The organism is Pseudoalteromonas rubra (genome assembly GCF_000967655.1).
In the GTDB taxonomy this organism is placed as follows: Bacteria; Pseudomonadota; Gammaproteobacteria; order Enterobacterales; family Alteromonadaceae; genus Pseudoalteromonas; species Pseudoalteromonas rubra_A.
Window position 1 is genome coordinate 35,601 of sequence record NZ_JXYA01000032.1, and the last position, 25,708, is coordinate 61,308.

20 protein-coding genes are annotated in these 25,708 nt (G+C 52.5%); 5 read left to right on the plus strand and 15 right to left on the minus strand.

The features are described 5' to 3' along the window. Window positions 1–575: 575 nt before the first annotated feature. From TW77_RS14455 to yegD, 5 genes are all read left to right on the plus strand, one after another. Window positions 576–2,879: a TonB-dependent receptor gene (locus tag TW77_RS14455; RefSeq protein WP_046005695.1), complete on the plus strand. Its 2,304-nt coding sequence runs from the start codon at window positions 576–578 to the stop codon at window positions 2,877–2,879. Between the two features lie 127 nt (window positions 2,880–3,006). Next, window positions 3,007–3,303, plus strand: a complete 297-nt coding sequence (locus tag TW77_RS14460; RefSeq protein ID WP_046005696.1) for a hypothetical protein — start codon at window positions 3,007–3,009, stop codon at window positions 3,301–3,303. A 17-nt stretch (window positions 3,304–3,320) separates the two neighbouring features. Next, window positions 3,321–3,983: an HAD family hydrolase gene (locus tag TW77_RS14465; protein ID WP_046005697.1), complete on the plus strand. Its 663-nt coding sequence runs from the start codon at window positions 3,321–3,323 to the stop codon at window positions 3,981–3,983. 104 nt (window positions 3,984–4,087) lie between these two features. Then, complete coding sequence (locus tag TW77_RS14470) at window positions 4,088–4,930, plus strand: DNA ligase (RefSeq protein ID WP_052713204.1); 843 nt, start codon at window positions 4,088–4,090, stop codon at window positions 4,928–4,930. A gap of 91 nt (window positions 4,931–5,021) precedes the next feature. Next, entirely contained in the window at window positions 5,022–6,386 is a 1,365-nt protein-coding gene (gene yegD / locus TW77_RS14475; RefSeq protein ID WP_046005698.1) for a molecular chaperone, read from the plus strand. A gap of 10 nt (window positions 6,387–6,396) precedes the next feature. On the opposite strand, the gene TW77_RS14480 is transcribed toward yegD, so the two are convergent. The 15 genes from TW77_RS14480 to TW77_RS14550 all read right to left on the minus strand — a co-directional run bounded on the left by TW77_RS14480 (window position 6,397) and on the right by TW77_RS14550 (window position 25,688). Beyond that, entirely contained in the window at window positions 6,397–6,858 is a 462-nt protein-coding gene (locus TW77_RS14480) for a methylglyoxal synthase (RefSeq protein WP_046005699.1), read from the minus strand. 7 nt (window positions 6,859–6,865) lie between these two features. Continuing rightward, window positions 6,866–7,501, minus strand: a complete 636-nt coding sequence (locus TW77_RS14485; RefSeq protein WP_046005700.1) for a LysE family translocator — start codon at window positions 7,499–7,501, stop codon at window positions 6,866–6,868. 172 nt (window positions 7,502–7,673) lie between these two features. Beyond that, window positions 7,674–9,491, minus strand: a complete 1,818-nt coding sequence (locus TW77_RS14490) for a S8 family serine peptidase (protein WP_046005701.1) — start codon at window positions 9,489–9,491, stop codon at window positions 7,674–7,676. 279 nt (window positions 9,492–9,770) lie between these two features. After that, the gene (locus TW77_RS14495) at window positions 9,771–10,949 is read right to left on the minus strand and encodes a multidrug effflux MFS transporter (RefSeq protein WP_046005702.1); all 1,179 of its coding nucleotides are present in this window, start codon (window positions 10,947–10,949) and stop codon (window positions 9,771–9,773) included. A 161-nt stretch (window positions 10,950–11,110) separates the two neighbouring features. Continuing rightward, window positions 11,111–11,311, minus strand: coding sequence for a hypothetical protein (locus TW77_RS14500; RefSeq protein WP_046005703.1), 201 nt, complete (start codon window positions 11,309–11,311; stop codon window positions 11,111–11,113). Window positions 11,312–11,413: 102 nt separating this feature from the next. Continuing rightward, entirely contained in the window at window positions 11,414–12,496 is a 1,083-nt protein-coding gene (locus TW77_RS14505) for a hypothetical protein (RefSeq protein WP_046005704.1), read from the minus strand. Next, window positions 12,477–13,151: a 4'-phosphopantetheinyl transferase family protein gene (locus tag TW77_RS14510; RefSeq protein WP_052713205.1), complete on the minus strand. Its 675-nt coding sequence runs from the start codon at window positions 13,149–13,151 to the stop codon at window positions 12,477–12,479. The genes TW77_RS14505 and TW77_RS14510 overlap by 20 nt, the downstream gene beginning before the upstream one ends. Continuing rightward, window positions 13,148–13,462, minus strand: coding sequence for a RedY (locus TW77_RS14515; protein ID WP_046005705.1), 315 nt, complete (start codon window positions 13,460–13,462; stop codon window positions 13,148–13,150). The genes TW77_RS14510 and TW77_RS14515 overlap by 4 nt, the downstream gene beginning before the upstream one ends. Beyond that, entirely contained in the window at window positions 13,462–15,750 is a 2,289-nt protein-coding gene (locus TW77_RS14520; RefSeq protein WP_046005706.1) for a polyketide synthase, read from the minus strand. The genes TW77_RS14515 and TW77_RS14520 overlap by 1 nt, the downstream gene beginning before the upstream one ends. Window positions 15,751–15,766: 16 nt before the next feature. Continuing rightward, window positions 15,767–17,263, minus strand: coding sequence for a D-alanine--poly(phosphoribitol) ligase (locus TW77_RS14525; RefSeq protein ID WP_046005707.1), 1,497 nt, complete (start codon window positions 17,261–17,263; stop codon window positions 15,767–15,769). A gap of 2 nt (window positions 17,264–17,265) precedes the next feature. After that, on the minus strand, window positions 17,266–19,212 hold the full coding sequence (locus tag TW77_RS14530) for an aminotransferase class I/II-fold pyridoxal phosphate-dependent enzyme (RefSeq protein ID WP_046005708.1): 1,947 nt from the start codon (window positions 19,210–19,212) through the stop codon (window positions 17,266–17,268). 11 nt (window positions 19,213–19,223) lie between these two features. Then, on the minus strand, window positions 19,224–19,472 hold the full coding sequence (locus TW77_RS14535; RefSeq protein ID WP_046005709.1) for a hypothetical protein: 249 nt from the start codon (window positions 19,470–19,472) through the stop codon (window positions 19,224–19,226). 27 nt (window positions 19,473–19,499) lie between these two features. Next, the gene (locus tag TW77_RS14540; protein ID WP_046005710.1) at window positions 19,500–20,519 is read right to left on the minus strand and encodes a methyltransferase; all 1,020 of its coding nucleotides are present in this window, start codon (window positions 20,517–20,519) and stop codon (window positions 19,500–19,502) included. A 67-nt stretch (window positions 20,520–20,586) separates the two neighbouring features. Continuing rightward, window positions 20,587–23,139 (minus strand): aminotransferase class III-fold pyridoxal phosphate-dependent enzyme, encoded by a 2,553-nt coding sequence (locus TW77_RS14545; RefSeq protein WP_046005711.1) that lies wholly within the window; start codon window positions 23,137–23,139, stop codon window positions 20,587–20,589. After that, complete coding sequence (locus TW77_RS14550) at window positions 23,136–25,688, minus strand: biosynthesis protein PigD (protein ID WP_046005712.1); 2,553 nt, start codon at window positions 25,686–25,688, stop codon at window positions 23,136–23,138. Before TW77_RS14550 ends, TW77_RS14545 begins: the two co-directional genes overlap by 4 nt. Window positions 25,689–25,708: the final 20 nt, after the last annotated feature.

The window sequence follows — 25,708 nt, forward strand, 5'->3', positions numbered from 1 at the left end:
TATACAATGGCGTCGCTTTCATGACACCGGTTACCACCATTGGGCGGATGGTATCCGGTTGCATTATCTATAGTGACTAAACAAAGTATCTTGCTATGAGTCTGTCTGGCTCGCTTTGCTCTGCAAACGGGTAAGCTGTGCTTTATCAGACAACATTGTAGCGGGTGTTTGTTTTCTAGGGACGTCACTAACGGGTTGTTGATGAGAACGAGACAATGACACCTGTATTTCAATTCGGTAAATCCTTTTCCTGCCATCATATAGGCAAGAGTTTGGTAAGGACAAATGTCCTTATTTTGAGGCTTTTTGTTGCGAAAAGTTGTTAACTCTTAGCTAACTTTCACGATATTTACAAAAATGTGGAAAATTTATATGCATAATTGCAGCAATTTGAAAATTTGCTGCTATAATTACGGCCGTCTCGTTCAGCCTCACATAGTCGCTTTGCACTCTCGCTAGTGAGGTCCGCGCTGCTCGTCATTTGCGCGTAAAATTGAGCGAACCAGCCATTGTGATACGGCGCCCAAATCAAAACCGTTGAACTCAAGAGTGCATATAAAAGGTTAAATCCCAACATGAAAGCAATGAAAAGATCTACGTTAGCAACTTTAATCAATGCGACGTTGTTCTCTGCTGTAGCAGGTACTTCATTCTCTACGCTTGCAGAAGAAGCGCAAGCTAAAAGCAATCAACTGGAAGTGATCCAAATCACCGCGCGTAAGCGTGTTGAGAACGCACAAGAAGTGCCAGTTTCTGTGTCTGCTTTACAAGGCGACAACCTGGATGCATACAGCTCAGCTGGTATGGATATCCGCTTTATGAATGCCAAGATCCCGAGTCTGTCGGTTGAATCTTCATTCGGACGTACATTCCCACGCTTTTATGTTCGTGGTCTGGGTAACACCGACTTCGATTTGAACGCCTCTCAGCCAGTTTCTTTGGTGGTTGACGAAGTGGTTCAGGAAAACCCTATTCTAAAAGGCTTCCCGGTATTTGATATTGCCCGCATCGAAGTATTGCGTGGCCCTCAGGGAACGCTGTTTGGTCGTAACACACCAGCAGGTCTGGTTAAGTTCGACAGCGTTAAACCAAGTCAGGAATTCGATGGTTATGCCGCGGTTTCTTACGGCAGCAACAGCTCAATTGATTTTGAGGGTGCCGCCGGTACTGGTTTGACTGATAAAATCTCTACTCGTGTGTCTGTATTGGTTCAGGACAAGCCTGACTATATCGATGTGAAAGCGCCTGGCTTTGAAAAAGAAGATTCACTGGGTGGCTACAACGAAATGGCTGCACGTGTACAATTTTTGTATGAAGGCGACGACTTCACTGGCCTGTTGAATTATCACGTGCGTGACCTGGACGGCCGTCCTATCGCGTTCCGTGCTAACCTGATTGAGAAAGGCTCGAACAACATTAACCCATTGTACGATAACGATGTGGTATACCATGACGCGGCATCCCGCTCTACGCAAGAAGTCGACACGCAAGGCCTGAGCCTGAAGCTTGAATGGGATCTGAAAGAGCACACCATTACTTCTATTAGTGGCTGGGAAAGTGCTGAAATTTACTCACGTGCAGACGTTGATGGTGGTTACGGTAATGACTTTGCCCCAACAATGGGCCCAGGTTTTATTCCGTTTTCTTCTGAAACAGCGGATGCCATTCCTGAGCATGACCAGTACACGCAGGAACTTCGCCTTTCAAGTAACTTTACGGGTGACTTCAATTATCAGGTTGGTTTATTCCTGTTTGAAGAAGACCTGACTATTGAGAGCTATAGCTTTGACACTGGCACATACGATGAAGCCGCTGGCAACTATGGCCTGCAAAACGGCTATGCGGTCCAGGAGCAAGAGACGTCGGCATGGGCACTGTTTGGTTCATTTGATTACTCTGTATCTGAGCAGCTAGACGTGACACTGGGTCTGCGCTACTCAGACGATGAAAAAGATTTCTACGCAAAAAGAACGGATAACCCGACGCCTTGGAACGGTTCTCCAGACTTCCTGGAAGGTCGTGCAAATCCAAGTGACAGCCATGTAAGCTGGGATCTAAGTGCAACTTACAAGTTGACGGATGATGTGAACCTGTTCGGTCGCCTGGCAAACGGTTTCCGTGCACCAAGTGTTCAGGGACGTATCCTGTTCGGTGACGTCGTCACTGTGGCTGAGTCAGAAACCACTAACTCAATCGAGTTTGGTGTGAAGTCTGATGTGTTGGACGGTCAGGGCCGTGTGAACGCAACCGTGTTCTATTTCCAGATGGATGACCAACAGCTGACAGCCGTAGGTGGTGGTTCTAACTTCAACCGTCTGATTAACGCTGATAAAACGACTGGCTATGGTTTTGAGCTAGACACGGAGTGGGTGTTAACGGATGAGCTAAACGCGACCTTTAACCTGAGCTATAACAAAACCGAGCTGGAAGATGACACGCTGGCAGTTGCGGTATGTGCTCAGTGTACAGTCACTGATCCGACATACACAATCCAAGGTCCAAACGGTCCTGAAGCGCGTGCTATTTTAGACGGCAACAGCCTGCCACATGCGCCAGAGTGGATCTCAAACGCCACTTTGCGTTACACCAAAGAGCTGGAAGGCGGTGAATTCTTTGTATACACCGACCTGTCTTATCGCAGTGAAATCGACTTCTTCTTGTACGAGTCGATTGAATTTAAAGGCGAAGCGCTATTTGAAGCCGGTGTACGTGCGGGCTACGCGTGGAACTCTGGCGACAACGACTACGAAGTATCGGCATTCGTTCGTAACCTGTTCGATGAGCAGGTGGTTATCGGTGGTGTAGACTTTAACAACAACACAGGTATGCTGAACGAAGAGCGCTTTGTTGGTGCTGAGTTCAAAGTGAAATTCTTTTAATTTCACCCTAAATTAAACTGAAAACCCGTGAATGGTCGCCATTCACGGGTTTTTTATTAATACTGTCATGCAACTAATTCCCGGGGCTGGTAAAGTATGGGATACACAGAATTAAGAGGAAGAAAATATGTCCGCATTTTGGAATTACCGCGTTATCTATTGTGAAGCCAACAAAGATGCGCCAGAGCAGTATCAGGTACATGCGGTTGAGTACAATGAAAATGGTAAGGCGGTCAACTGGTCAGAGACCGGTGAATCACCCTATGGTCAGAGTATTGATGACCTGAAAGCCGACTTCACCCGATTACAAACGGCATTCGATAAACCGGTGCTTAAAGTAATACGAAAGCCACGCGGTTATGAGTTGGTAGAAAAGGACAGCGGTGAAGTTGCACACGAAACGCCACCTGCGAAGGCAGAATAATATAAAATGGAGCACTGATGAGTTTAAAGGCAATCTTATTCGACTTTGATGGAACGCTGGCGGATTCGGAAGCGCTCCATTATCACAGCTGGCTGCGCGTGCTGGCGCCTTTTGGCATAGAGTACAGCGAGCAGGCATTTTGTGATGAGTTTTCTGGCGTGCCCACGCTGAAAACTGCTCAGGTGCTGCGTGAGCGCCACCAATTGTCCTCAGATGCATCGACATTGTGTGAAGAAAAAAACCGCCTGTTTGTTGATACTGCGGCCACCATGCAACCCAGGCTGATGCCTTATGCACGAGAGATCCTTGAGTTTGCTGCACAGCAGGGCAAGCTGGCACTGGTGACTGGCAGTACCCGCGCAGAGGCCATTCCCGTATTAGAGCACTACAAGCTGCTGCACTTCTTTGACTGTATTGTTACTAAAGATGATGTGACTCAACCAAAACCCCATCCTGAACCTTATCAGCAGGCTTTGCGTTTATTGCAATTAGAGCCAGAGCAGGCCATTGCCATTGAAGACACCACAACCGGGCTGACTTCAGGGTGTGAAGCCGGATTACGGGTTATGGCTATTCCCAATCTGCATTCAGCAAAGCAGGACTTTTCCCGGGCGACCTGGCAAGTGTCGTCTCTGCAAGCGGCACAAGGGGTGCTGGCATCCTTATTCAGTCAAGATTGATCCGCACAAGCATGGTGCGCTAATTTGCTGCTGGCGATTTTATCAGTCCGCGCTATGCTCATAGGGATGGAATAAATTAACCCCTGTCTACAAGGAGTGTAGCGATGAACACCAAACTAATTGGGTGGCTTCTGCTGGCGTGCCTGTGCCAGCTGCAATACACCTATGCAAACCCCACCCCTGCCGTGCAACTGGCCAAAGTATACCAGGCACAGCGGCCGGTCACGCATTACCTCAGTAGCGAAAAATTCGATGGCGTCAGAGCTATCTGGAATGGCAGGCAGCTGCTAACCCGTAGTGGCCAGCCTATTAATGCCCCGCAGTGGTTTACCTCAGCTTTACCGGATATCGCGCTCGATGGAGAGCTATGGGCCGGGTATGCGCGCTTTGAGTTTGTCAGTGCGGTGGTGCGTCGTCATCGGGCATCGGAGCAGGACTGGCGCAAGGTGCAGTATCTGATCTTTGATGCACCGGATATTGCAGGCCCCTTTGTGCAGCGCTATCAGGCTTATAGCCGGCTGATCAAGACGCTTGGGCAGCCACATATTCGTGCGGTCAAACAACATCATTTTGCCACCAAGGCTGAGCTGGATGACTTTTTTGCGCAGGTTTTGGCACGCGGTGGCGAAGGGGTGATGCTGCATGAGCGCCAGGCGGTCCACCAAAGCGGCCGAAGCTCGGCAATCCTGAAATATAAACCCTACTTTGACGCCGAGGCGCAAGTGATTGCGCATCTGCCAGGCAAAGGCAAATACCAGGGCATGATGGGAGCCATCCGGGTTAAAACTCCTGAGGGGATTGAATTTAAGATTGGCACCGGCTTTAGTGACGCGCAGCGCCGCGAGCCGCCTCCGATTGGCAGTCAGGTGACTTACCGTTATCAGGGAGTCACGAAATTTGGCAAGCCCAGGTTTGCGCGCTTTTTGCGTGTCAGGCAGCCTTTGTAAAAGGTGGGTGGCAATTCAGTTGCCCCAAGCTTTTACTTACCACCGCGCTGTGATACAGTGCGCGACCTTTTTTATGGTCGTGAGGTGACAAATGATAGCTGGATTTGATTACGGTAGCTCTAATTGCGCAATCGGTGTGATGGATAACGATAACGTGACGCTGGTACCGCTGGATCAGGGCAAGCCCTACCTGCCGTCTACGCTGTACGCACTTCACAACAGCCTGGTGAGCGAGTATGTGGCGCATAATCTGGCGGGTTCTGCCCTGGCTGCGGATTATCAGAGCGCACGTAAACCCTTATTAAACAGTGCTGCGATGGCACGACGAGAGCTGGATTTAGCACCCGGTGAGCAAGGCGTATTTGTTGGTCAGCAGGCCATAGAAGAATATATTGCCTTTCCGGAAGAAGGGTATTTCGTCAAATCGCCCAAGTCTTTCTTTGGTGCCGTGGGTCTCAAGCCGGCGCAGCTGGCATTTTTTGAAGACATTGCTACGGCCATGATCATGGAATTGAAGCGTCGTGCTGAGCACCACTTGCAGCAACCGCTTAGCCACACAGTGATTGGTCGTCCGGTCAACTTTCAGGCCATTGGTGGGGAGCAAAGCAACCGCCAGGCGATAGATATCCTCACGACGGCCGCAAAGCGCGCGGGATTTAAAGAGGTGGCGTTTTTGTATGAGCCGCTGGCTGCGGGGATCGATTACGAGTCGCGGCTGGACCAGGATCAGCAGGTACTGGTAGTGGACATTGGCGGTGGTACCAGTGATTGCTCGTTTGTGCAGATGGGACCGGGTTTTCGCGATAAAGCTGATCGTAGCGCCGATTTTCTGGCTCACACCGGCAAGCGCATAGGCGGGAACGACCTGGATATCGCGTTGGCTTTTCATACCCTGATGCCGGTTTGCGGTCTTGGCAGCCAGTTTACATCCGGCCTGCCGTTGCCAAACCCGCTGTTCTGGCAGGCATGCAAAATCAACGACATTCAGATGCAAAGTGATTTTTACAGCGCACAAATGCAGCGAGAGTTGAGCGGTATGCTCCGAGATGTTTGCGAGCCCGAAAAGCTTGAGCGATTACTGAAAATTCAGCGCAGTAAGATGACCCATCAATTTGTCCGTCAGGGCGAGCTGGCCAAAATCGCGTTATCCGATCAGGATTCACATAGCGCGCAGCTGGACTTCCTGGATAAGGCCCTGAGTGTCGACATCAGTGCACGGGAAATGGCTGAGTCGGTGGCCAGCTGTCTTGAGCAGGCAGCCGTGCTGGCTGAGCAGGCCATTGCGGATGCAGGCAGGCGTCCTGATGTGATTTATCTGACAGGCGGTAGCGCTCAGTCTCCGTTGTTAAAGCTCGCGCTGCAGCAACGTCTGGGCGACATTCCTATGGTCAATGGCGATAACTTCGGTAGTGTGACCGCTGGCCTGACCAAATGGGCCAGCCGTTTATATCAATAAAAAACCGTTCTTATAGCGCCAGGCGATCTGTCAGATATTGCTCGTAATCGGGCAGCTGGCGCTCAATGGGGGTGGTCATCATCATAGAAGACAACAACATATCTGCGGTCGTTTCATTACAGGCAACGGGGATGTTCCACACCGCGGCCAGCCTCAGTAGTGCCTTAACGTCCGGGTCGTGCGGCTGTGAAGCGAGCGGATCCCAGAAGAAAATCAGCATATGGATTTCATTTTCAGCGATTTTGGCGCCGATCTGCTGATCGCCGCCCATCGGACCACTGAGCAGCTTAGTGACCGCTAACCCCGAGGTTTTTTCTATGAGGTTACCGGTTGTCCCCGTGGCGTACAGTTGATGCACAGCAAGCTTGTCCAGGTGTGACTGACACCAGCTTACCATGGCCTGCTTTTTGCCATCGTGCGCAACCAGCGCGATGCGTTTTTTAGCCGGAATGACCTGCGACTTGGTATCCATACTTACCTCATAATAATAAATTAATAGCCAGTGCGATAAAGATAAAGGCAGAGATCCTGTCTATCCAAATGGGTGCACTGGGGTGAGCGCGAAAATAACCGGCGATTTTATCGCCGCTGTAAACATACACACAATCAATGGGAAAGGCCAGAATTGGGTAGAGTAAACCGAACATGGCAAGTTGTACTGTGGTTGATGTGCTCAGGCTCTGATCGACAAATTGGGGAATAAACGCAATAAAGAACAAAGCAACCTTAGGGTTTAGTACTTCGGTCATCATCGCCTGAAACATCACATTTTGCTGCTTTTTATTACTGACGTGGGGTTTTTCATCATCGCACTCATTCGACTTGGACAGGGTATCTTTAAAAGTACGTATACCCAAATAGGCAAGATAAGCGGCACCTAAGTATTGTACTGTGGTATACGCCGTCTCAGATGCTTTGAGAATGGCCGACAAGCCAATCACGGCAAATAGCGTGTGTATAACGCCTCCCAGGGCAAAGCCAAATGCGCTCTGCATACCGGCTGCGCGACCATTGGTAAAGGTCTGAGCCATTAAAAACGCATTTGAAGGACCTGGAGCAACGGCAATAATAAAGCTGGCAAATAGAAAGGAGGCGAGTAATTCGGGGTTCAGCATGACGTGCTCTGTTTGGTATTGTTGCGCTTAGTGTAACCAGCTTAAAGAAAAAAGCCCATAAAAAATGCGGACATATGCCCGCATAAAAAAGTAAATCTTGGTTGGGAGATACCAACTTTGTCAGGTGTTCAGGCGCATATTAATCTTGCACCATCACACAGACATTTTGGTATCAGAACACAACAGTCTGAGTCTCAGAGCAAGCCGATGTGCTGCCTTGCTCACAAACCTGGTAAGTGTAGCTACCGCCACCTTTGCCACTGATGCTATCTGTGTAGCTATTATCATTGCTGGTTGTGACAATCTTGCTACCGTTACGGAAAATATCTACCTGAGATGTAGAGGCACCTTGCCAGTTCAGGTCAACATATTTGCTGCCTTTTGATTTGTACCCGTTGGCTGTTAGTTGCAGGTCGCCACCATTACCGCCACCGGCACAGCCATTGGCAGTCAGATACGCATCTGCGTCTGCTGCTTTAACAATGCCGTAGCCAAAGTACACATCTTTACCTGCCGCTCCGCTATCTTGCGCCGTTGCTTTGAGTGCCGCACGGATTTCCTGACCAGTACACTCTGGGTGGTTTGACCAAACCAGGGCTGCAATACCCGATACAGCCGGTGTTGCCATTGATGTGCCGCTCATCAGGCCATAATCCGATGTGCCAATCACAATGCTTGCGCTGGAAGATGCCAGCAGGGCGGTGCGGTCTTCAAATGCGGCGCCAATTGCCGGGATGCTGGTGGTATTGGTATCACCCAGTGTGCCGTACAGCATGCCTGCTTCATTATTGATAATAATAGCGCCGATGCCGCCTGAGTTTTCACAGTTAGCGACTTTGTCGTGGAAAGAAATATTGCCCCGGTCAATCAGACAAACTTTGCCACTGGCACCGGCGTCGGTCGCTTCCGCTGTGCCCATAAAGTATACGGATGCAGTAACGCTACCACTGTTTTCCATCGCGGATGAAGCGAATGCTGTGCCGTCAACGCTCAGGCTGGATGAGGTTGCCAGGCCTGCCGGGTAAGTAGATAGGGTATCCACGCCACCAGCCGTGACTTCAACACATGTAGTCTCATCTTCACCGGCATTTTTCCCTTTGCCACTTTGACAGCTTGGGAACTGAGAAAAGTCAGCAATGTTATTGTCGGCATCATTTGCACCCACCATCATGACTGACGGGTAGCCCGCCGGGTAAGAGCGTACATTGTTACCATCGTTACCTGCTGCCGCAACCACCAGGCCGCCCGCATTATTAAAGCTGACGAAGGCATTTTCTTCGGTGCTGTTTGCGCCGCCGCCACCCAGACTCATGCTGATGATGTTGGCACCTGCCTGGCTACACAAGTTGGCTGCGTGAGCCAAGTCTGAAGAGTAACCCCAGCCCTCAGCGTTGAATACTTTAATGATGTGCATGTCTACACCGGGTGCCATACCAATCACACCGATGTTATTATCCGCAGCACCCACAGTACCGGCTACGTGTGTGCCATGTGGGCCACCATGCTCATACCAGTTACCCGTACCAGAGTCATTGTCTCCCGTGATGTTACCCCAGATAAAGTCCGGGTTTGACATGTCCAGACCTGAGTCGATAACGCAGACTTTCATGCCGGCATTGGCGTCAAAGGTCACCTGGTTGGCCTGTGACTGATAATACGCATAAGGAGCAACCTGTTGCTGCATCGGGTCACCGGCATCATCGTTGTATAAACCCATTAGCTGACGTTTTTGATCTACTTCAATCAGTTTGATGTGCGGGTTGTTCAGCAGCCCCTTCACTTCACTGAGTTCTTTGCCGCTAAAAGTGGCAGCCAGGAAGCCATCACCATCAATGTGCAGCTCTGCTCCCATCTTTTTAGCCAGGGCTTTGACTACGCCCTTCTTGCTGTTATCTACCTGGATGATGTATCTGTCGTCGCTGGCTTGTGCGGTGGCGGCTGCGCACAGGCCGGCCAGTAGGAGTGAGGTTGTAAACTTGTTGAATTTCATTCTTGTTATCTCTTGGTTTTAATTATTTTAACTTGGTTACATTGCTAACTCTTGGTTAACTGCAATTAAGATAAACGTAATATTGCGCTAACGTAAAGAAGTATTTTCCCTACAAGATGGAACTTTTAGGAATTAATTATTCTCTATTTAGAATGAAATAGTATGAGTGGAAGTCCGGAAGGGTAGATTAATTATTCTTTTTTATAAATGAAAATTGGTATCATTATCTATTTAGTGCCTAAATTGAGAATAATGATACCGTTTTTATTGTGCTCGATATCAGGCTGGACTATGCAAGTTATCTTTGCAGCGACTAAACAGCAGGCATAAAAAAGGCAACCCGAGCAGCAGGTGCACAGCTAACTGTTGCGGGGCTGGCAACGCCAGTGGCTGGCTGAGCATAGCCAGTAACCCGGCGCCACTCATTTGCATCACCCCTATCAGCGCCGATGCCGTGCCAGCCTGGTTGGCAAAGGGCGCCAGTGCATTGCCTGCCGCGGCACCCAGTGTAAAAGCAAACCCGACAGATGCCAGATACATGGGCAGCAGATATGCCAGAGGGTGGCTGTGTGGCGCGAGCAGCAGTAACACGCCGCCAAGAGTAAACAAGCTCAGGCCAAACCGCAGCGCCTGTTGTGAATTACGTTTAATGAAATGCGGCGCGATAAAGCTGGCAGCAATGCTGATGGCGGCATTGATGGTAAACCACATGGTAAATTCCTCAACCGGGCGCCCCAGTTGTGTCATGAGCCAGCCGGGGGCACCAACCACGAACACCAGCATAGCGGCCATACCAACCATAGTAATACAGGCGTTGAACATAAACTGGGGGCTGCTCAGCATAGGCCTGAAGCGACGTAAATCAAGCAGGTGGCCTGAGTATACTGTGCTTTCGGGTTTGGTTTCCCGATACAGCGCCAGCACCAGAATCAGGCCGATGGCAGCAAAGCCACTCAAAAAGGTAAAGTTACTGCGCCAGCCAAATTCCAGGGTCAGCCAGGCGCCCAGGATCGGTGCCAGCGCCGGAATAAAGCACACTATGCCGTTAAGATACGTGATCATCTGGCCACTGCCTTTATGGCCAAAGCTGTCCCGGACAATGGCAAATGCACTGACAAAGGTGGCGCAAGCGCCTAAGCCCTGTAACACGCGCGCGACCATGATCCAGTGCCACTCATCCAGCAAAGTGGCCAGCAGCGCGCCACTGCCAAAGAGTAAAATCCCGGACAGAGCAACCGGGCGTCGGCCATACTTATCGGCCAGAGGTCCTGCAAGTAACTGGCCCAGACCCACAGCCAGCATATAGATACCGACGGTTTGCTGGATCTGTGCTTCACTCACAGCCAGGTCTTGTTGCATATTAACGAAGGCGGGTAAATACAAATCGATCCCCAGTGGACAAAACACCACCAGTAGAGCGAGTATAAAAATCAATAGTTTGCTGGTTTTTTGCTGCATGCTGTCTCCTTAGTGGCGGGTATTGTAGGGAAGCTAAGAAAAAAAGACAGGACAAAGCGCCGGGATCAGACAAATTTCTGTGTAGTGGACACAAAAAAGCCGACCTATGCGTCGGCTTGATTACTGACTGAACTTCAGTATTTGTATCTAGCTATGGAGATTCAGGCAGTACAAATACTTTCAGCTGAGTTTTTGATTGCGCCCGCGCCAGCGATGGCATTGGCAGTACAGATACTCTCTTCTGTATTATCGATTTCTTTGCCTCGGGTGCGTCGACCACCTGCGATATTAGCGGTCATCAGTACCGGTAAGCGCGTGGTGTCTTTAGACAGCATTTTGATGTGTTTTTTAGTGAGCTTCATTCTATTTTCCTTATTTAGCTGTTTTTCTTTTTGTGCCTGTTTGTTTTATCTCAAAATTTTAAATTAGGCAAATGTTTGTTTTTTGTTCTGGTTTTGTTGTGCTCATCGCCCAGTGGTCCTGGGCTGGACCTGGCCATGGGTATCTGAGACCAGAATGCTCTGCCAGTGCCGCCTCGGAGCCGGGCTGCCAGACTCATTTGGCTCGCCAAATCGGGCAAAGAAAACCGGCAGCTCTGCCTGGCTCAGGCTCTTGGCCAAAGCTTGCCTGGCGTTGTCGTGTTGCACCAGCACGCTGATCGGGTGCATGGCCCAGCCCCATTGTTGTAGCCTGAGCCACATAGCGCCCAACCCTAACCCGGCGCGAAACAAGGCCTCATCGCCTTCCTTCGTGGTGCTCAGTGCCAGATACTGTGGCCCCGCTTCAACCAGCTCCGCCAGACCCTGCGCCATCTTGCCTGGTAACCCCAGTAACTTGTTTAAGCCACTCAGTCGCGGATGAAATGCCACTTTAAAAAAGGTTTTAAAACCGCCAGAGACAGGTCCAAATAGGTTGTGCAGATAGAACCCGTCTTCATACTGGCGACGTTCATCAAAGCGAATATAGCTGTAGGTTTCACGCCAGGCGGCCCGGTTGGCAAAATCCAGTCCTGCATAGGTCTGCGTCAGCTTTGCCAGTGCCTTGCCATGGGTGTGCTGATAATAAATGCCCAGCGTAATGGGGTAGGGTTTCAGTAATGTGTTCAGCTCGCTGTGTTGCTGCGCACTGAGCGCTGTATTGCGATAGGCAGAGCGCACGGTGTGGCGTTGTTGCAGCTGTTCAGACAGGCTGGCAAAGGCGCTTTGCTGTTGGGGTTGCTCTGGGCCAGGCATAAAGCGAATGAGGGCCCTGTCTTCGCCAGCTAAAGCCTGTTGTTCTTGTGCATCGCACCAGCGCCAGTGTAGCGGGTAGCCACGCAGACGCACCAGTTGCTCAAGAAAATGGAAAAAAATCCCACAGCTGAGCAGCATTTCACGTTCCAAAGAGGGCAGTCCGGTCAGTTTGCGGCGCTGATCAATGGCCAGATAGCCACAGTGGATCACGGGATCAAAGTGCACCGTCCAGGGCTGACAGTTATGCGAAGAAGGTGCCAGACGTGCCAGTTGAATGGCCTCTGCCAGCGCGTGTTCAAAGGTACAATGGGTCATGTTGCGCTTCCATGTCGGTTAAAAAAAGTGTCGGGGTGATTTTTGCGTTGCCAGCGATACACACTGCACAGCAAAAGTAGAGCGTCTGCCACAGCCAGAAGCAGGCCATCGTGAGCGCACCACTTTGGCTGGTGACACGGCCACAGCTGATGGCGCCAAATTTGGTATCTGGTTGGACTTGGATGTCGCGAAAATCAAAGGGCAGACCCCGGCCATGTAACTTAAGATATGCCTCGCGAACTGACCACAGTGCGCTTTGAGTGAGTATGTCGGCTGATAACTCTCCATGATTAAACACACGCTGCTGGCAGGTTTCTGAAAAGCCACGATAAATCTGAATATCGATACCCAGAGACACCGGGGCGGTAGCAACCGCGTACCAGTTTTGACTATGGCTGGCAGACACGCTCAGCAGGGGCCGGTTTTCGCCCGCAAAGCCAAAAGGTTGTCCGCTGGGCGTATGGCAAAGGCGGACATGGCCGGTGCTGCTAGCGTGTTGCAAAGCTTCGGTGGCCAGTATCCGGCACAGCTGTTTTACGCGACTCCCCTGGCTTAAGCGGGGTGTGCGCGCAGAGGGGTCGATATATTGTCTGATGTAGAGCCTGGGCGAGACGGGGGCCTCACCCACAGGCGCAACCAGCTGCGGTGCTATCACTGCTGATAACCCTGCGCTATCCGCTCACCTTTGAACTCCTCGACCACCTCGGCCATTTCATCAAAGCGGCTGACCAGACTTTGGAACAAAGGCGTGGTCATATCCTGCTCAAACGCCTGCTCGGATTCCAGGTATATGGTTTCAACAAAGTGAAAGGGGGCATTGGCTTCGCTGGACGCTTCAAATACGGCAAAGGCTTTGACTGAGTCCAGTTGTTCGCAGGCTTTATAGTCGGTGGTTTCTACCCAGTCGCGAAACGCGCCCAGGTGGGCAATGTTTTTTAAACGAATTTTGTGAACGATAAGTTTCATTATGATTCCTTTGAATGAGTTTGAATTAAGGTCAGGTGATAATTAATGCCCCCGGTACCAAAGGCATTGATGGCACCAATGCGGTGCTTATCAGCCAGCCACGGCCAGGGTTTGGTCTGTTGTGGCACGACTGCCGGAATGCTGTCAAAAGGCAATGCATCATTCAGTTCGCCCACAACCGGGGTGGGTGGAATGCTGCCGTGCTCCAGTGCAGCCAGCATTTTTGCCAGACTGATGGCACCGGCACCAGCAAAGCAGTGACCAAAGTTGTATTTGCCCGAGCCCAGATAGAGTGGCTGCTGATGTTCCCGGCGATAGGCGGCGCACAGCGATTCCAGCTCGGCCTGATCGCCCAGCGTGGTGCCTGTACCATGGGTTTCCAGATACTGCACCTGCTCGGGATTAACCGACGCCAGCTGCAGGGTTTTATACATGGCCAGCGCCTGGCCCTGGGGATCTGGCGCTGTCATGGAGCGACTGTCGCAGGAGCCGGAAATGGCATCTATGTGGGCAATGGTATGAGATGCATCAAAGTTTGCCTGAAGCACAAACAGGCCGCCACCATCACCCGGGGTAAAGCCATCGGCCCCTTTGGCAAAAGGCCGGATGCGCTGCGCAGAGAGCATCATTTGTGCGCCACACAGAACCAGATCGCGCTCCAGTGTCGCGGTTTCAATGCCCGCAACCACAATGCCGTCATAGCGACCCGATTGCAGCCCTCTGACCGCGTTGTGCAGTGCCGCCATCGAACTGGCACAGGCGGCTTCAATGGCGATACAGTCGGCATCGGGCATCCCCAAGTGCTCCGCCAGTAATCGCGCGCCACCCAGGCCGGTTGCCCCGTACCAGCTCCAGCGATTGATGGCGGGCGGGGTGGGCTGCGGCAACTGAGTAGGCGCAGCGGGCAGCTGATCCCACAGTGCGCTTGCCCCCGCCTGACGATCGGCATCCAGCGACAAATTACAGGCCAAAATCACGGCAGGGCGCTTAAATGCGCCTATCTCTATTGACTGTGCCGCTTGTAACAGTCGCAGCTGCGACACATCCAGACGCGCTTTTTTAGCCGGCATCATAGGTTTGTTCAGCGTCACATCAAGCGGATTATGGCTGTCAAAGCTCATCGCTGTATTGATATAGGTGCTGAGCTTTTGCGGTGTATCCCTGACGAAGGCCTGTGCATTGAGCTGCTGCGCTGACTGGGTGCGCAACAGGTCATCGCCATCAGCCAGGGTTTGCCAGAAACGATTTGTATCATGGCCCAGCGCGGTAATGGGCCGGTACTGTGTGATGGCGACTTGCGTGTCGTGGCCAGCAGGATTGTCGCAGTTCAGGTCTGTGTGGATCTGCCAGCCTGGCCCCAGGCAGGCAGCACCTGCGCAGCTTGATGCACCACTGAGATACATGCCAAGTAACTGATAAAACACCTGACTGGCACCGGCGAAGTAGCCCGCTGGTGCCTGCTCTGTGTCTGAGGTCGTGATGGTGCCAAGCTGCATCAGAATTGGCCACTCCTGCTGCTGCGCAACGGCAACGGGGCAGACCACCAGGCTGATGGCACCTTCCAGCCAGGGTTGCTGAATTGAGACCCCTTGCTGGTATAGCATTTCGCTCTGATGTGAGTGATGAAAACACTGAATGCTGGTCAATACCGCAAGCTGACTGTCCTGATAGCGAAAGTTATCCTGCGCCGCCTGTAGCAGGCGTAAGCCGCCAAGGTCGCCGCCATCCAGGGTCTGACATTTACCCCGGGTGTGAGCAAAATGGGCAATGCGGGCGGGAATGGTCGAGGCCATTTCGCCAACCCGGTCGTGCGATGTGGCACCTAAGGTACCAGCAAGCGCTTGTTTGTAGGCATCAATCTGTGACCGTGCGCTTTCATCGCGCTCCAGTTGTTCAGCGAGCGTACGCAGCGCAGTCACTTTGGTGGCGTTACGATAGGCGGCATCGCTGCCCATATGGGTGGCACACAGCTGATCGCAATGATCGCGCAGGGCATCGCTCAGGGTCAGCTTGCTCAGTGCTTCTTCGGCACTGAGCAACGCCATCCGGGTTTCACGACTGACGGCTTTGCGAAATAAAGGCGGAATAGAAAACTTCTTGTAGTCAAAGTGGTCGGTGTCTACCTGGCCTCCTTGCAGTGGCTCACCGGCAACCGTCCAGCCAAAGTGGCTGACAAACTGGCTCGCCCGCCAGGCATGCTGTTGCATTAAAGTCGCAAAGTCAGTACCGCCGGGCAGGGCGCAGCCAATTCCGACAATGGCCAAAGGAGAAGGTGCGTGTCTGCTCATAGTTTGCCTCCCATACTCATACCCACTCCGCCAGGCGTTTACGGTCCACTTTGCCATTGGCGTTGAGCGGCAGCTGCTCAGTGACCACCACTTTGTGTGGCAGCATATAGGCGGGCAGCTGTTGTTTTAAATGCTGCTTTAACGCCAGCAACGAGGGTTTCTCGGTGCCGTCTTTAAGTGTGATCAGCGCAATCAGCTTATGCTGTAACTCGTCCTGTGCCAGATGCAATGCGGCCTGTTCAATGGCCGGGTGCTGATGCAGCAAAGACTCAATTTCGCCCAGCTCAACCCGGTAGCCGTTGAGCTTGACCATATCGTCGATACGACCGCGATACACCAGTCCATCCTCGTTCAGCTCGACCAGATCGCCGGTTGCATGGCATTGCTGTTGGTGAAACGCCGCAGCGCGGGGTAATGCCACATTGGCATAGCCTGGGGTTACGCAGCGTCCGCCGATCAGCAGCTCGCCACTTTTGCCCAGGCTTTCAGACAAGGGCGTTTGTGCGCCAGACTCGTCTATCAGCCAGCCCTCCAGTCCGGGCAGCAAAGCACCAATGGGCAAATGACGCAGCTCGCTCAGTTGCGCTCTGTCAACCTCCCAGGCAACACAAACATTGGTTTCGGTTGGCCCGTACCAGTTGTGTAATCGGGTGCTTGCAGGCAAGCAAGTGAGCAAGCGTTGCAGCGCCGCCACCACAAACGGCTCTCCGGCAAAAATGACCTGTTTCAGGGTGGCAGTATGGCTCTTGTTCAGCTCGCCACTGCGGGCCATCATGGACAAAATGGAGGGCACGCTGTACCAGATACTCACCTGGTGCTTTTTAATCCCCCGGATCAGGGCCAGCGTGTCCTTTTGCTCCTGCTCAGTGATCAGCCAAACACAGGCACCTGTGCGCGCAGCTGCAAACAAGTCAAAGGTGCTTAAATCGAACGCAAAGCTGGCGTGATTGGCCAGGGTGTCTTCGCTGTCTACCCGGATGGCGTCGACTGCCCAGTCGATGAAAAAGTCCAGCATATCGTGACTTATCTGCACGCCCTTGGGTGTGCCGGTTGAGCCAGAGGTATAAAGTATTGCAGCAATGTCGGTTTCCCGGTGCTGGCGTAAGCGCGACATATAAGCGGCCAGGTCGTGTTCGTAGTCGTTGCTGTGGCCCAGGCTGTCGAGTGTATTCAGCCAGTCCTGATCCAACACCAGGGCTGGCTTGGCTGCGGCTATAATACGTTCAACCCGGGCTTCGGGCTGGCTGTAGTCGATGGGAATATAATGATTGCCACTGAGCCAGCAGGCATAAATGGCGGCGACGGTATCCGGCTGTTTGGGTAAATTTAGCAGCACCGGCGCCTGGTCCAGACCCAGCGCGCACAGTGCATTGGCGATTTGGCAGGCACGCTCAGCCAGTTGCGCATAATCCCACTGCTGCTGGGCACAGATCAGCGCCGTTTTATGCGGTGTCTGCTGAGCATGGCTCAGCAGATTCAGCGCAAAACGGGCCGATGACGGAATTGTCGTCATACTCAGGCCTCCGCAAGTCCCGCTTTCACGTCCTGACTGAGTGGCACGCCGACTTCCAGTGCGCCTTCAACCAAAATACGATAGGCCTCATCCAAATCCGCTTTGGTGTGCTCACTGGTGATGCTCAGGCGCAGGCGCGCATCGCCAACGGCCACGCCCGGGAAGACCACGGTCTGACAATACAAGCCACGGGCACGTACGGCGCGTCCCAGAGCCAGGGTTTTGGCATCATCACCGACCACCACAGGAACGATGGCCGAGTCGGAGTTTTCCAGATCAAAGCCCGCCTGTAGCATCAGGTTACGGAAGTAGTAGATATTGTCCCAGAGCTTGGTCAGGCGCTCTGGCTCGCGCAGCATCACATCAATCGATGCAATCACACCGGCTGCAACGTGGGCCGGAATGGTTGCGGCAAACACGTAAGAGTTGGAGTAGAAACGCAGGAACTCCACCACATCGCCATCACCACAGACAAACCCGCCCAGGCCAGACAGGGCTTTACTCATGGTGCCCAGCTCCAGGTCGACTTCGCCTTTCATATTGAAGTGTTCGGTAGTCCCTGAACCGGTTTTACCCAATACGCCGGTAGAGTGTGCATCATCAACCAGCACGCGAGCGCCATAGCGCTTGGCCAGCTTCATCAGGCGCGGCAGGTCCACGATATCGCCGTGCATGCTGAACACGCCGTCGGTCACAATCAGTTTGCCACCCGGGTGGTCGGCGTATTTGGCCAGCGATTTTTCCAGGCTGTTCAGCGAGTGATTGTAGATCTTACGCTGTGCACCGGCCAGCTTACAGCCATCTGTAATGCTCATATGGTTAATGGCATCGGTAAAGATCAGGTCGTGTTTCGAGGTCAGGGCGGAAATACAGCCTAAATTTGCCGAGTAGCCAGATGGGTAAACAATACAGGCTTCGCGGCCTTTTAGTTTGGCCAGTTTGCGCTCCAGCTCCAGGTGCAAGACGTTACTGCCGGCAATGATCCGACACCCTGTGTTGGTGGCACCATACTGGCCAGCGGCATCCTGAATGGCCTGGATCACTTCGGGGTGGTTCGACAGGCCAAGATAGCTGTTGGAACCAAACATCAGAAACTCACGACTGGTACCGGTGACTTCATCAAACATGACTGCACGGTTTTTACACGGCGTTTCCAGTGGCATACCGTACCAGTAAAGTTGCTGCGCCTTTTTCTTGTCGTAGAAAGCTTTGAACTCACTGGCTTTGTGGAATAAATCCGGGTGCTGGATCCCGACAAAATCGCGCATGGTGCGGGTGTCGCCATCATCACTGTCTATCTGGTGCTGTACTTCGTCATTTTTTGCGGTTGGATTGAGCAGTTCATCAATCAGCGGGTTTTTGCTCACCAGCTCAGCGGCCCATTGCGCGCCTTTTTCTTCTACCAGTAAGCTGGCAAACGCCTGCTCCAGCTCAGCCAGGGTTTTACAGCCAGGAATTTTTAAATTGTCTCTCAGTCCCAGGGCTTTGAGCAGCTCGCCCTGAGCTGAGACCACAGTGACTGAATCTATACCTAAGTCGCTCTCAATCTCGGCATCCATGCTCAGTTCACTGGTGTTATAGCCGCTGAAGCTGGCAAACACCGAACGTACCTGCTCACGCAGCCAGCTGTGTGGATCTTGTGGGCTATCGGCACTGACCGTCGCCTTGACCTCGCTGAGGTGGAATTCCTGTGCAGCGATTTGCTCAACTGCATCGCCAATACAGTGAATAGTCTGAATCGACAGCGGATTTTTAAGCTGTAGCTGCTTAGTCAATGCTGCGGTCACTTCGGCCAGGGCAATGGAGTCGATACCAAAGTCATTTTCCAAATGACTGGTCAGGTCCAGGGTATTGGCAGGGTATTCTGTCAGTTCAGCAAATGTCTTCAGGACTTCCTGTTGCAGGGTTTCCATAATATCCGGATTTACTTTTGGATTCGTGGCACTCATTTCAAGCCTCCTTATGCTTGCTCTGTCTGAAGGCGTTCAACCAGGCTGACCATGGCATCGACTGATGCAAAGTTGCCCGGGTGGATCTCCTGCATACCTATGTTTAACTGGGTTTCTTGTTTGAGGTAATCGACCAGGTCAAAAATGGCCGCCGAATCAACGATATTTAATTCAAACAAGGGGGTTTGCGACTCAAGGCCGTCTGTTTCGCCGTCGAGAAATTGCTCGGCGATATGGTCTAGTAATTTAGTGGCTAACATCCTGCTACTCCTTCTGTTATTGCCTGATCAGGCTTTTTCGCCGACGATCAGGGTCCGTGGCCCGGGGATCTCAAGGATACGGGCGTTGCTGAATCCGGCTTCATGGAACCGTGCCAGATATTCTTCACTGCTACTTTCAATCCCACCGTCTGTGGATACCAACATATTCAGTGACAGCAGGGCGGTAAACTCAGGACCCGACTTGTCATCATTCAGCGGCGTTTCTGAGGCAATAAAGCGGCCACCGGCAGGCATGGCGTTGTAGATATTTTTTAAGATGGTGATCTGAGTTTCAGGTGCATAGTCGTGCAGCATCCAGCCCAGGTGAATGAGGTCGTAATTGCCAATCGGCAGGTTACCAGCAATGACATCGCCTTCCACGACTTCGATGCGATCGCCATAGCCTTGCTCACCCAGCTTGTCGCGTAAAAATGCCGACGCCTGAGGTAATTCACAGATAGCCAGCGACACGCCCGGATGGGCATTCGCCACGGCAATTGGCAAGGTGCCAATGCCACTGCCGATATCCAAAAAGGCGTGGTGCTGAGAGAAATCGTAATCTTTGACGAAGCCTTCGATGAAGGGAGCGGCAAATTTGCCCAGGAATTCCTGAAAGTCTGCTACGTCATCCGGGTTTTGATAGAGAATGTCGAACCAGCTGCGATTATCACCAAATACCGCTTCACGCTGGTTGGTATCGCTTTTTACTGCGCTGCTCAACTCTCCCCACAAAGGGTATAAGAAAGTATCAATGTGGCGGCCCAGCCAGCCCAGCCACATAGGCTCATCGCTTAATAAAAACGCGTGATGCTCTGTGGGTAGCTGATACTGGTTATCTTGCTTGGTCAGATAGCCCATGGCATTTAGCGCGATCAGCATTTGCTCAGTAGAGCGCAGTGGGGCGTCGATTTTGTCGGCCAGTTGCTGGGCGCTCAGGTCCGTGTCGCGAAAATGATCAAACAGTTTTAACGATAATGCAGCGGTCACGGCTTTGGCCTGGAAAAAGCCCATCATGTGGTTGACGACGTCTTGTTTGTTGAGAGTCATAAGTAATCCTTATCAATCATGTATTACGTTGTGGGTCGGGCCTGGTTGGCTGCGCGACCCGAGTTCCTTAATCTAAAAAGGTCGAAAGTTCTTCACAGACCGTAGAGAAAGCGCTGACAAAGCGGTCAATCTCAGGTCTTGTGATCACCAAAGGTGGCTGGATCCGGATCACCGTTGAACTGTTGGCGGTGACAAACGTGAGGATCTGATGGTCCAGACAGAATTTGGTGACAAACTTGAGGCAGAACATTTCGCCCAGGGTTTGTTCCATGCGTTCCATGGCCGCCTGCAGGTGCTCGCGGACCGGATCGGGCAGGAACTTCCAGGTGCTGTGCCAGTCTCCCGGCAGGCGGGTGGCAAACTCTCTGGCTGAGGCGGCCACGGCCCCATCAAAGGTCTGCTCAAACTGGATCCCCAGCATCAGGCCTTTACCGCGAATTTCGGCCACAAAGGGGTATTTATCGGCAATGGCTTGTAACTCAGCTTTGAAATAGCTGCCCAGTTCGTCAGAGCGTGCCGCCAGATCCTGCGCAACGATCTCTCGCAGGGCGGTCAGTGCGGCCACTGAGGCGAGGTTGCCGCCACCAAAGGTGGAGGTGTGTACTAAGAAGCGATCTGAGGTGCCGTAAGCACGCTGCCAGACATCGCTGCGACACAAGGTCGCGCCGATGGGCATAAGTCCGCCGGACAGGGACTTTGAGAGCATCAGCACATCGGGTTCAATGTCTTCCCATTCACAGGCAAACAGCTTACCGGTGCGGGCCAGGCCGGTCTGGATCTCATCGACCATCAGCAAGGTGCCAGTGTCGCGACAGATCTGCTGAACGGCACTCAGATATCCTGCTGGTGGCACATGCACGCCGCCTTCACCCTGGATGGGCTCTATCATCAGTGCGCCCACATCGTCGCGTTGCAGGGCTTCACGCAGTGCATCTAAGTCGGCAAAAGGCACCTCAACCATGGCCTGGATCAGCGGCTGGAAGTACTTACGGTGTTTTTCCCGCCCGGTAATAGACAGCGCTCCCAGGGTTTTTCCGTGATAGCTGTTTTTCAGATAGGCAATGCCTGGCTTACCGGTCGCGGCCTTGGCCAGTTTAATGGCCGCCTCAACGGCTTCGGTGCCTGAGTTACTGAAAAACACCCGGCCCATATCGCCCGGGGCCAGATGACACAGCACCTCAGCCAGCTTGGCGGTGTGCTCTGGGACAGAAATATACTGGATAAAATTAGGGCCTTGCTCATCCAGAAAGCTTTTTACAGCCTCGCTGACGGCGGTTGGGTTATGGCCCAGGTTCAGACAGCCGTAGCCCGCCACCATATCGAGATAGCCGGTGCCTTCATTGTCATACAAGATAGTGCCTTCGGCTTTACGGAACACATTGTCGCAGCGCTGCTGTTTTAAAAACTCCACCATCATGGGGTTAATAAACTGATGGTGACGGTCCAGGGTGTCTTCTTTGGCTGGATCCTGGGTCAGGATGTTATCGATAAAGGTCAGCCGCTGGCTGGTGTCGCCTTTGTCGATGGCATAAATGTCCTGATGGTAATAGCGCTTCAGGTTGGTGACATGCTGGCGGTCAATACGTTCACCAAAGGAGGCGAGCGGATAGGCATAAAAGCCATGTTTTTCGGCCAGCTCGCCTATTTCCAACACCTTGACCGGCTCCAGGTAACGACCCAGAGAGTAGTTCTCGCGGCGCTGCTCCAGCGCCAGCACTATGGTTTCGGCCATGCATCCATTGAGCTGTTGTTTGATGGTGACATTCAGTGACTCACCACCTAGTTTCACCGCGTCTGTGGCGGTCACACAGCCGCCATCAATGATTAAAATATCATCGCGGGCCGGACGGGTATCGACATTGACGTCCCGCGGCAGCGCCACATCAATAAAGATGGAACCGGGCTGGAGTTTCGCCACATCAATCACGTCACCGGCTGAGGTGGCTCCGGCAAACAGCTTGCACTCGCCATACAAGTCGTCCGGGTTGCCGGTCAGGCTCACCCTATGGTGATATTGCTCCGGCAGATGGCTGAGCATTTCTGCTTTGTCTTTATGACCGGCGCGGTGCAGCAGTTTCAGATTAAAGCCTTCGGCGAGCAATAAACGACTCAGTGCCAGGCAAATTGAGCCTGGATAGCCGACGATGGCCACGGTTTCTTTTTCCGGGTTGATGTCCAGCCATTCTTTAATCTGCATCAGCGCCTTGTAGCCGGCATAGGTAGTCAGCGAGTTGCCCGAGGTAATGGGGATCGGGGATTTGGCGGCGGTGGCTTCGCCGCGCCGACCAACAATTGAGGTAAAGCCACCCAGGCCAACCAGCTCTGCGCCGTCAGCCACAAACTCTTCCACACCGGCGACCACGCGCTCGGCAATGCCTCTGGGATCGGCAATCATCTCTTCAGCTATCAGTGGCATATATTTGATCATGCCTTCACAGGTCGCGCCGCTGGCTGAGGTGATCTTGGCAAAGTTCATAAACGGAACCAGGTTGGCTTTGCCCCACAGTTCACGGTTGTAGCCGGTATGCTGATCCTGGGTGTTGCGTTGCAGCAGATCGAGCATTTTAACGTAGCGTTTCAGGCCGACTGAGGTCGGGTGGGCGATAAATCCAAACTTCATGAGTTAACTTCCTGTGCTGGTGGCGTATCTAAATCGGTGTCGGGGGTAACAGGCTCGGCGCTGTCGCGTTGCCAGCCTTTGGCGGTGGCCAGTGAAATGCCATCCCCTTCGTTGTTGTGGCCCAGTACTACGGAGAACAGCGTCAGGCGTTTTTGTGCCGTCAGTGCTGAGCGTACCGCCGTTTCATCGAACTGGGTCAGGGTCTGGGCGGAAATGTCAAAGTCCCCGATCTGCTGCTCAAACTGGGGCTGATCTATGTTGACCAGGCGCATCTGACGTGAGGTGCGGTTGAATAAGATCCGTTCCTGATAAGTGTTGATCACCGACAAACCGCCATTGCAGAAATAGAACACGCTGATGCTCTTATCGAGCAGCTGAGGGTGAGTCAGAATATTGTCGATAAACGCCGGTAAAATATCGGGCACTATGCCTTTGGCCCCGTCGCCAATAAAGGCGATAACATTGGTGGGGCTGGTATAGGCCAGATAGCCACTGGCCAGCAGGGCGTCGCCCATCAGCGCGCGACCATACCAGCCAGAAAAGCCGCGGCGTGTTTTGGCCACGTTGCGCACGGCGGAAATACCACAGCGACCAACGTCATAAACACCGGTGTAGTCAAAGTTTTCGTGTTCAATTAAATCTTCTATCACGCGATTGAGCTGACAGAAAAAGTAGTTCGGCGACATTGGCAAGCTGGGCAGTTTGCTGAGTACATCAGACTGGGTATCCGGGTAAGCCATGATCCGCGCCATACGTCTGGCACGCAGCGATTCGCTGACATTCAGGTGCTTTTTCACCGCCTGCAGGAAATCACGACAGCGCATATGTAAATGCAGATCGGCAAATGGCGACAGGTGGGTTGCTTCTTTGGTCAGTTGCACCAGGTGGACCTTGCGCTCCAGGCGGCCATCGGAAAATGGCGTGGCAATCTGAGCAACCCGGCTTTTAATCATAAACAGGCACTGCTCATCGGTGCTGTTGAGCTTGTCTTTGGTATGAAAGTAGTTGTAAACCCGCGGCGTATAACCGTAAATGGCCAGCGTACCCAGATAGTTTTCGTTGCGTTTACCCTGGTAATATTTAGGTGCCGTGCCAGGGTGAGCCAGGCTGTCTACCAGCGCAATGCCTGCTTGCTGGGCGATATCATGGATCAGGGCATATTCGTCCTCACTGACCGGACCGAGCTGCCAGATAAGTTTTTCAGGCCCGTTATTGATAAGCTCGATGGCCTGACGGAGTTCGTCAGTCATGACTTCAACGGGTTCATCGCTTGGGCTCGCAGGCAGGGCTTCGAGTGCCGGTAAATCCAATTCCAAAGAAGACTCGAGCACATTCTGAGTGGCCAATACCACAACCGGTCCCTGGCCCTGATGATAGAGTCGGTAAACTTCTGCCAGGCTTTCACCTATCTGTTCAATTTCATCCATATATACATAGGGGATGCGTCTTGCGGCCAGTACATCACGCATGTCTTCACTGGCCGTAATGGTGCCCTGGAAGCTGTACCACTGACTCAGGCGGTTTTCGGCGACTACGATGATCCCCTGAGCTGCCGTTTCTTTCAGGTTAGCTAAAGTGCCTTTGAATTCATCCATCATGCCGGAGGTAACCACGGCCAAAAACGGCATGCGGTAGAGCTGCCAGTTGGCAATCGCACCGCAGGCAATGGCATGCTCATTCGGGCCTCTTAGCACCAGGGCGCCTTGCTTTTCAGCGTGACGGTCGAGATGGCCGATGAGGTTGGAAACCACTGAGCCGGTATAATAAGACACCAGCCAGTGCTCGGGCGCAGTTCGGGCAAAGAAGTTGATTAGCTGGTCGCCCAGAGTATTGTGCAGCTCTAAAGAGCCAACAGGTTTGACCCGGCGGTTGGCATAATTCATTTCGAAAAAATCCATCCACAGTCGCAACAGCTCGGTCTGGAAAGTGGCCGGATCGGTGCTGCGCACGATTTCACGATATTGCTGTGGCAGGTAGCTGTAGGGCGTGCGCAGTGCGCGGATAAAGGTTACGGTCGAGAAGCTGGTGTAGAAGGCCGGAATGCCGATTTTCTGCATGGCACGGTAAAAGGCATCCAGATCGCGGTCAATCTGATCTATGCTGTCGTCCTGAAAACCCATCGAGGTTTGGTCGTAAAACAGCATGCCGACCTGAAAATCAGGTTGCTCATTGAGCGCATTGCTGTGGATGATTTTACCGGTCGCCTCGGCCAGACTGGCGCACTGAATGACCTGGATATTAATGGCCTTCTTTTGCCCTTTTAAAAAGTGGATCGCTTTGTCTCTCACTTCGTCGTAAAGCGGGCAGGGCACCAAAGAGGGGTTTTTCAATGCCAGCTCTGACTGAATATGCACCCGGTTAAAGACGTACTCGCGAATGTCGCTTAGCACGCTCAATCCGGTGTGGAAAAACTGCTCATCCCGGGTGACTACGATTACCCCAACGGTGATGGTGTCTTGCTTTGCACCACTGCGCTGCGTTTCGGCTTGCCATATATGCTCAAAGCCGGATGCGCTCGACTGAGTGCCTAATCCTGTAATGCTTGTCATAATTTATTCCTTCTGCTGCC

Bases quoted from the DNA above. Each gene is read 5' to 3' on its own strand.
- TW77_RS14455 (WP_046005695.1), top strand. From the start codon at position 576: ATGAAAGCAATGAAAAGATCTACGTTAGCAACTTTAATCAATGCGACG.
- TW77_RS14460 (WP_046005696.1), top strand. From the start codon at position 3,007: ATGTCCGCATTTTGGAATTACCGCGTTATCTATTGTGAAGCCAACAAA.
- TW77_RS14465 (WP_046005697.1), top strand. From the start codon at position 3,321: ATGAGTTTAAAGGCAATCTTATTCGACTTTGATGGAACGCTGGCGGAT.
- TW77_RS14470 (WP_052713204.1), top strand. From the start codon at position 4,088: ATGAACACCAAACTAATTGGGTGGCTTCTGCTGGCGTGCCTGTGCCAG.
- yegD (WP_046005698.1), top strand. From the start codon at position 5,022: ATGATAGCTGGATTTGATTACGGTAGCTCTAATTGCGCAATCGGTGTG.
- TW77_RS14480 (WP_046005699.1), bottom strand. From the start codon at position 6,858: ATGGATACCAAGTCGCAGGTCATTCCGGCTAAAAAACGCATCGCGCTG.
- TW77_RS14485 (WP_046005700.1), bottom strand. From the start codon at position 7,501: ATGCTGAACCCCGAATTACTCGCCTCCTTTCTATTTGCCAGCTTTATT.
- TW77_RS14490 (WP_046005701.1), bottom strand. From the start codon at position 9,491: ATGAAATTCAACAAGTTTACAACCTCACTCCTACTGGCCGGCCTGTGC.
- TW77_RS14495 (WP_046005702.1), bottom strand. From the start codon at position 10,949: ATGCAGCAAAAAACCAGCAAACTATTGATTTTTATACTCGCTCTACTG.
- TW77_RS14500 (WP_046005703.1), bottom strand. From the start codon at position 11,311: ATGAAGCTCACTAAAAAACACATCAAAATGCTGTCTAAAGACACCACG.
- TW77_RS14505 (WP_046005704.1), bottom strand. From the start codon at position 12,496: ATGACCCATTGTACCTTTGAACACGCGCTGGCAGAGGCCATTCAACTG.
- TW77_RS14515 (WP_046005705.1), bottom strand. From the start codon at position 13,462: ATGAAACTTATCGTTCACAAAATTCGTTTAAAAAACATTGCCCACCTG.
- TW77_RS14520 (WP_046005706.1), bottom strand. From the start codon at position 15,750: ATGAGCAGACACGCACCTTCTCCTTTGGCCATTGTCGGAATTGGCTGC.
- TW77_RS14525 (WP_046005707.1), bottom strand. From the start codon at position 17,263: ATGACGACAATTCCGTCATCGGCCCGTTTTGCGCTGAATCTGCTGAGC.
- TW77_RS14530 (WP_046005708.1), bottom strand. From the start codon at position 19,212: ATGAGTGCCACGAATCCAAAAGTAAATCCGGATATTATGGAAACCCTG.
- TW77_RS14535 (WP_046005709.1), bottom strand. From the start codon at position 19,472: ATGTTAGCCACTAAATTACTAGACCATATCGCCGAGCAATTTCTCGAC.
- TW77_RS14540 (WP_046005710.1), bottom strand. From the start codon at position 20,519: ATGACTCTCAACAAACAAGACGTCGTCAACCACATGATGGGCTTTTTC.
- TW77_RS14545 (WP_046005711.1), bottom strand. From the start codon at position 23,139: ATGAAGTTTGGATTTATCGCCCACCCGACCTCAGTCGGCCTGAAACGC.
- TW77_RS14550 (WP_046005712.1), bottom strand. From the start codon at position 25,688: ATGACAAGCATTACAGGATTAGGCACTCAGTCGAGCGCATCCGGCTTT.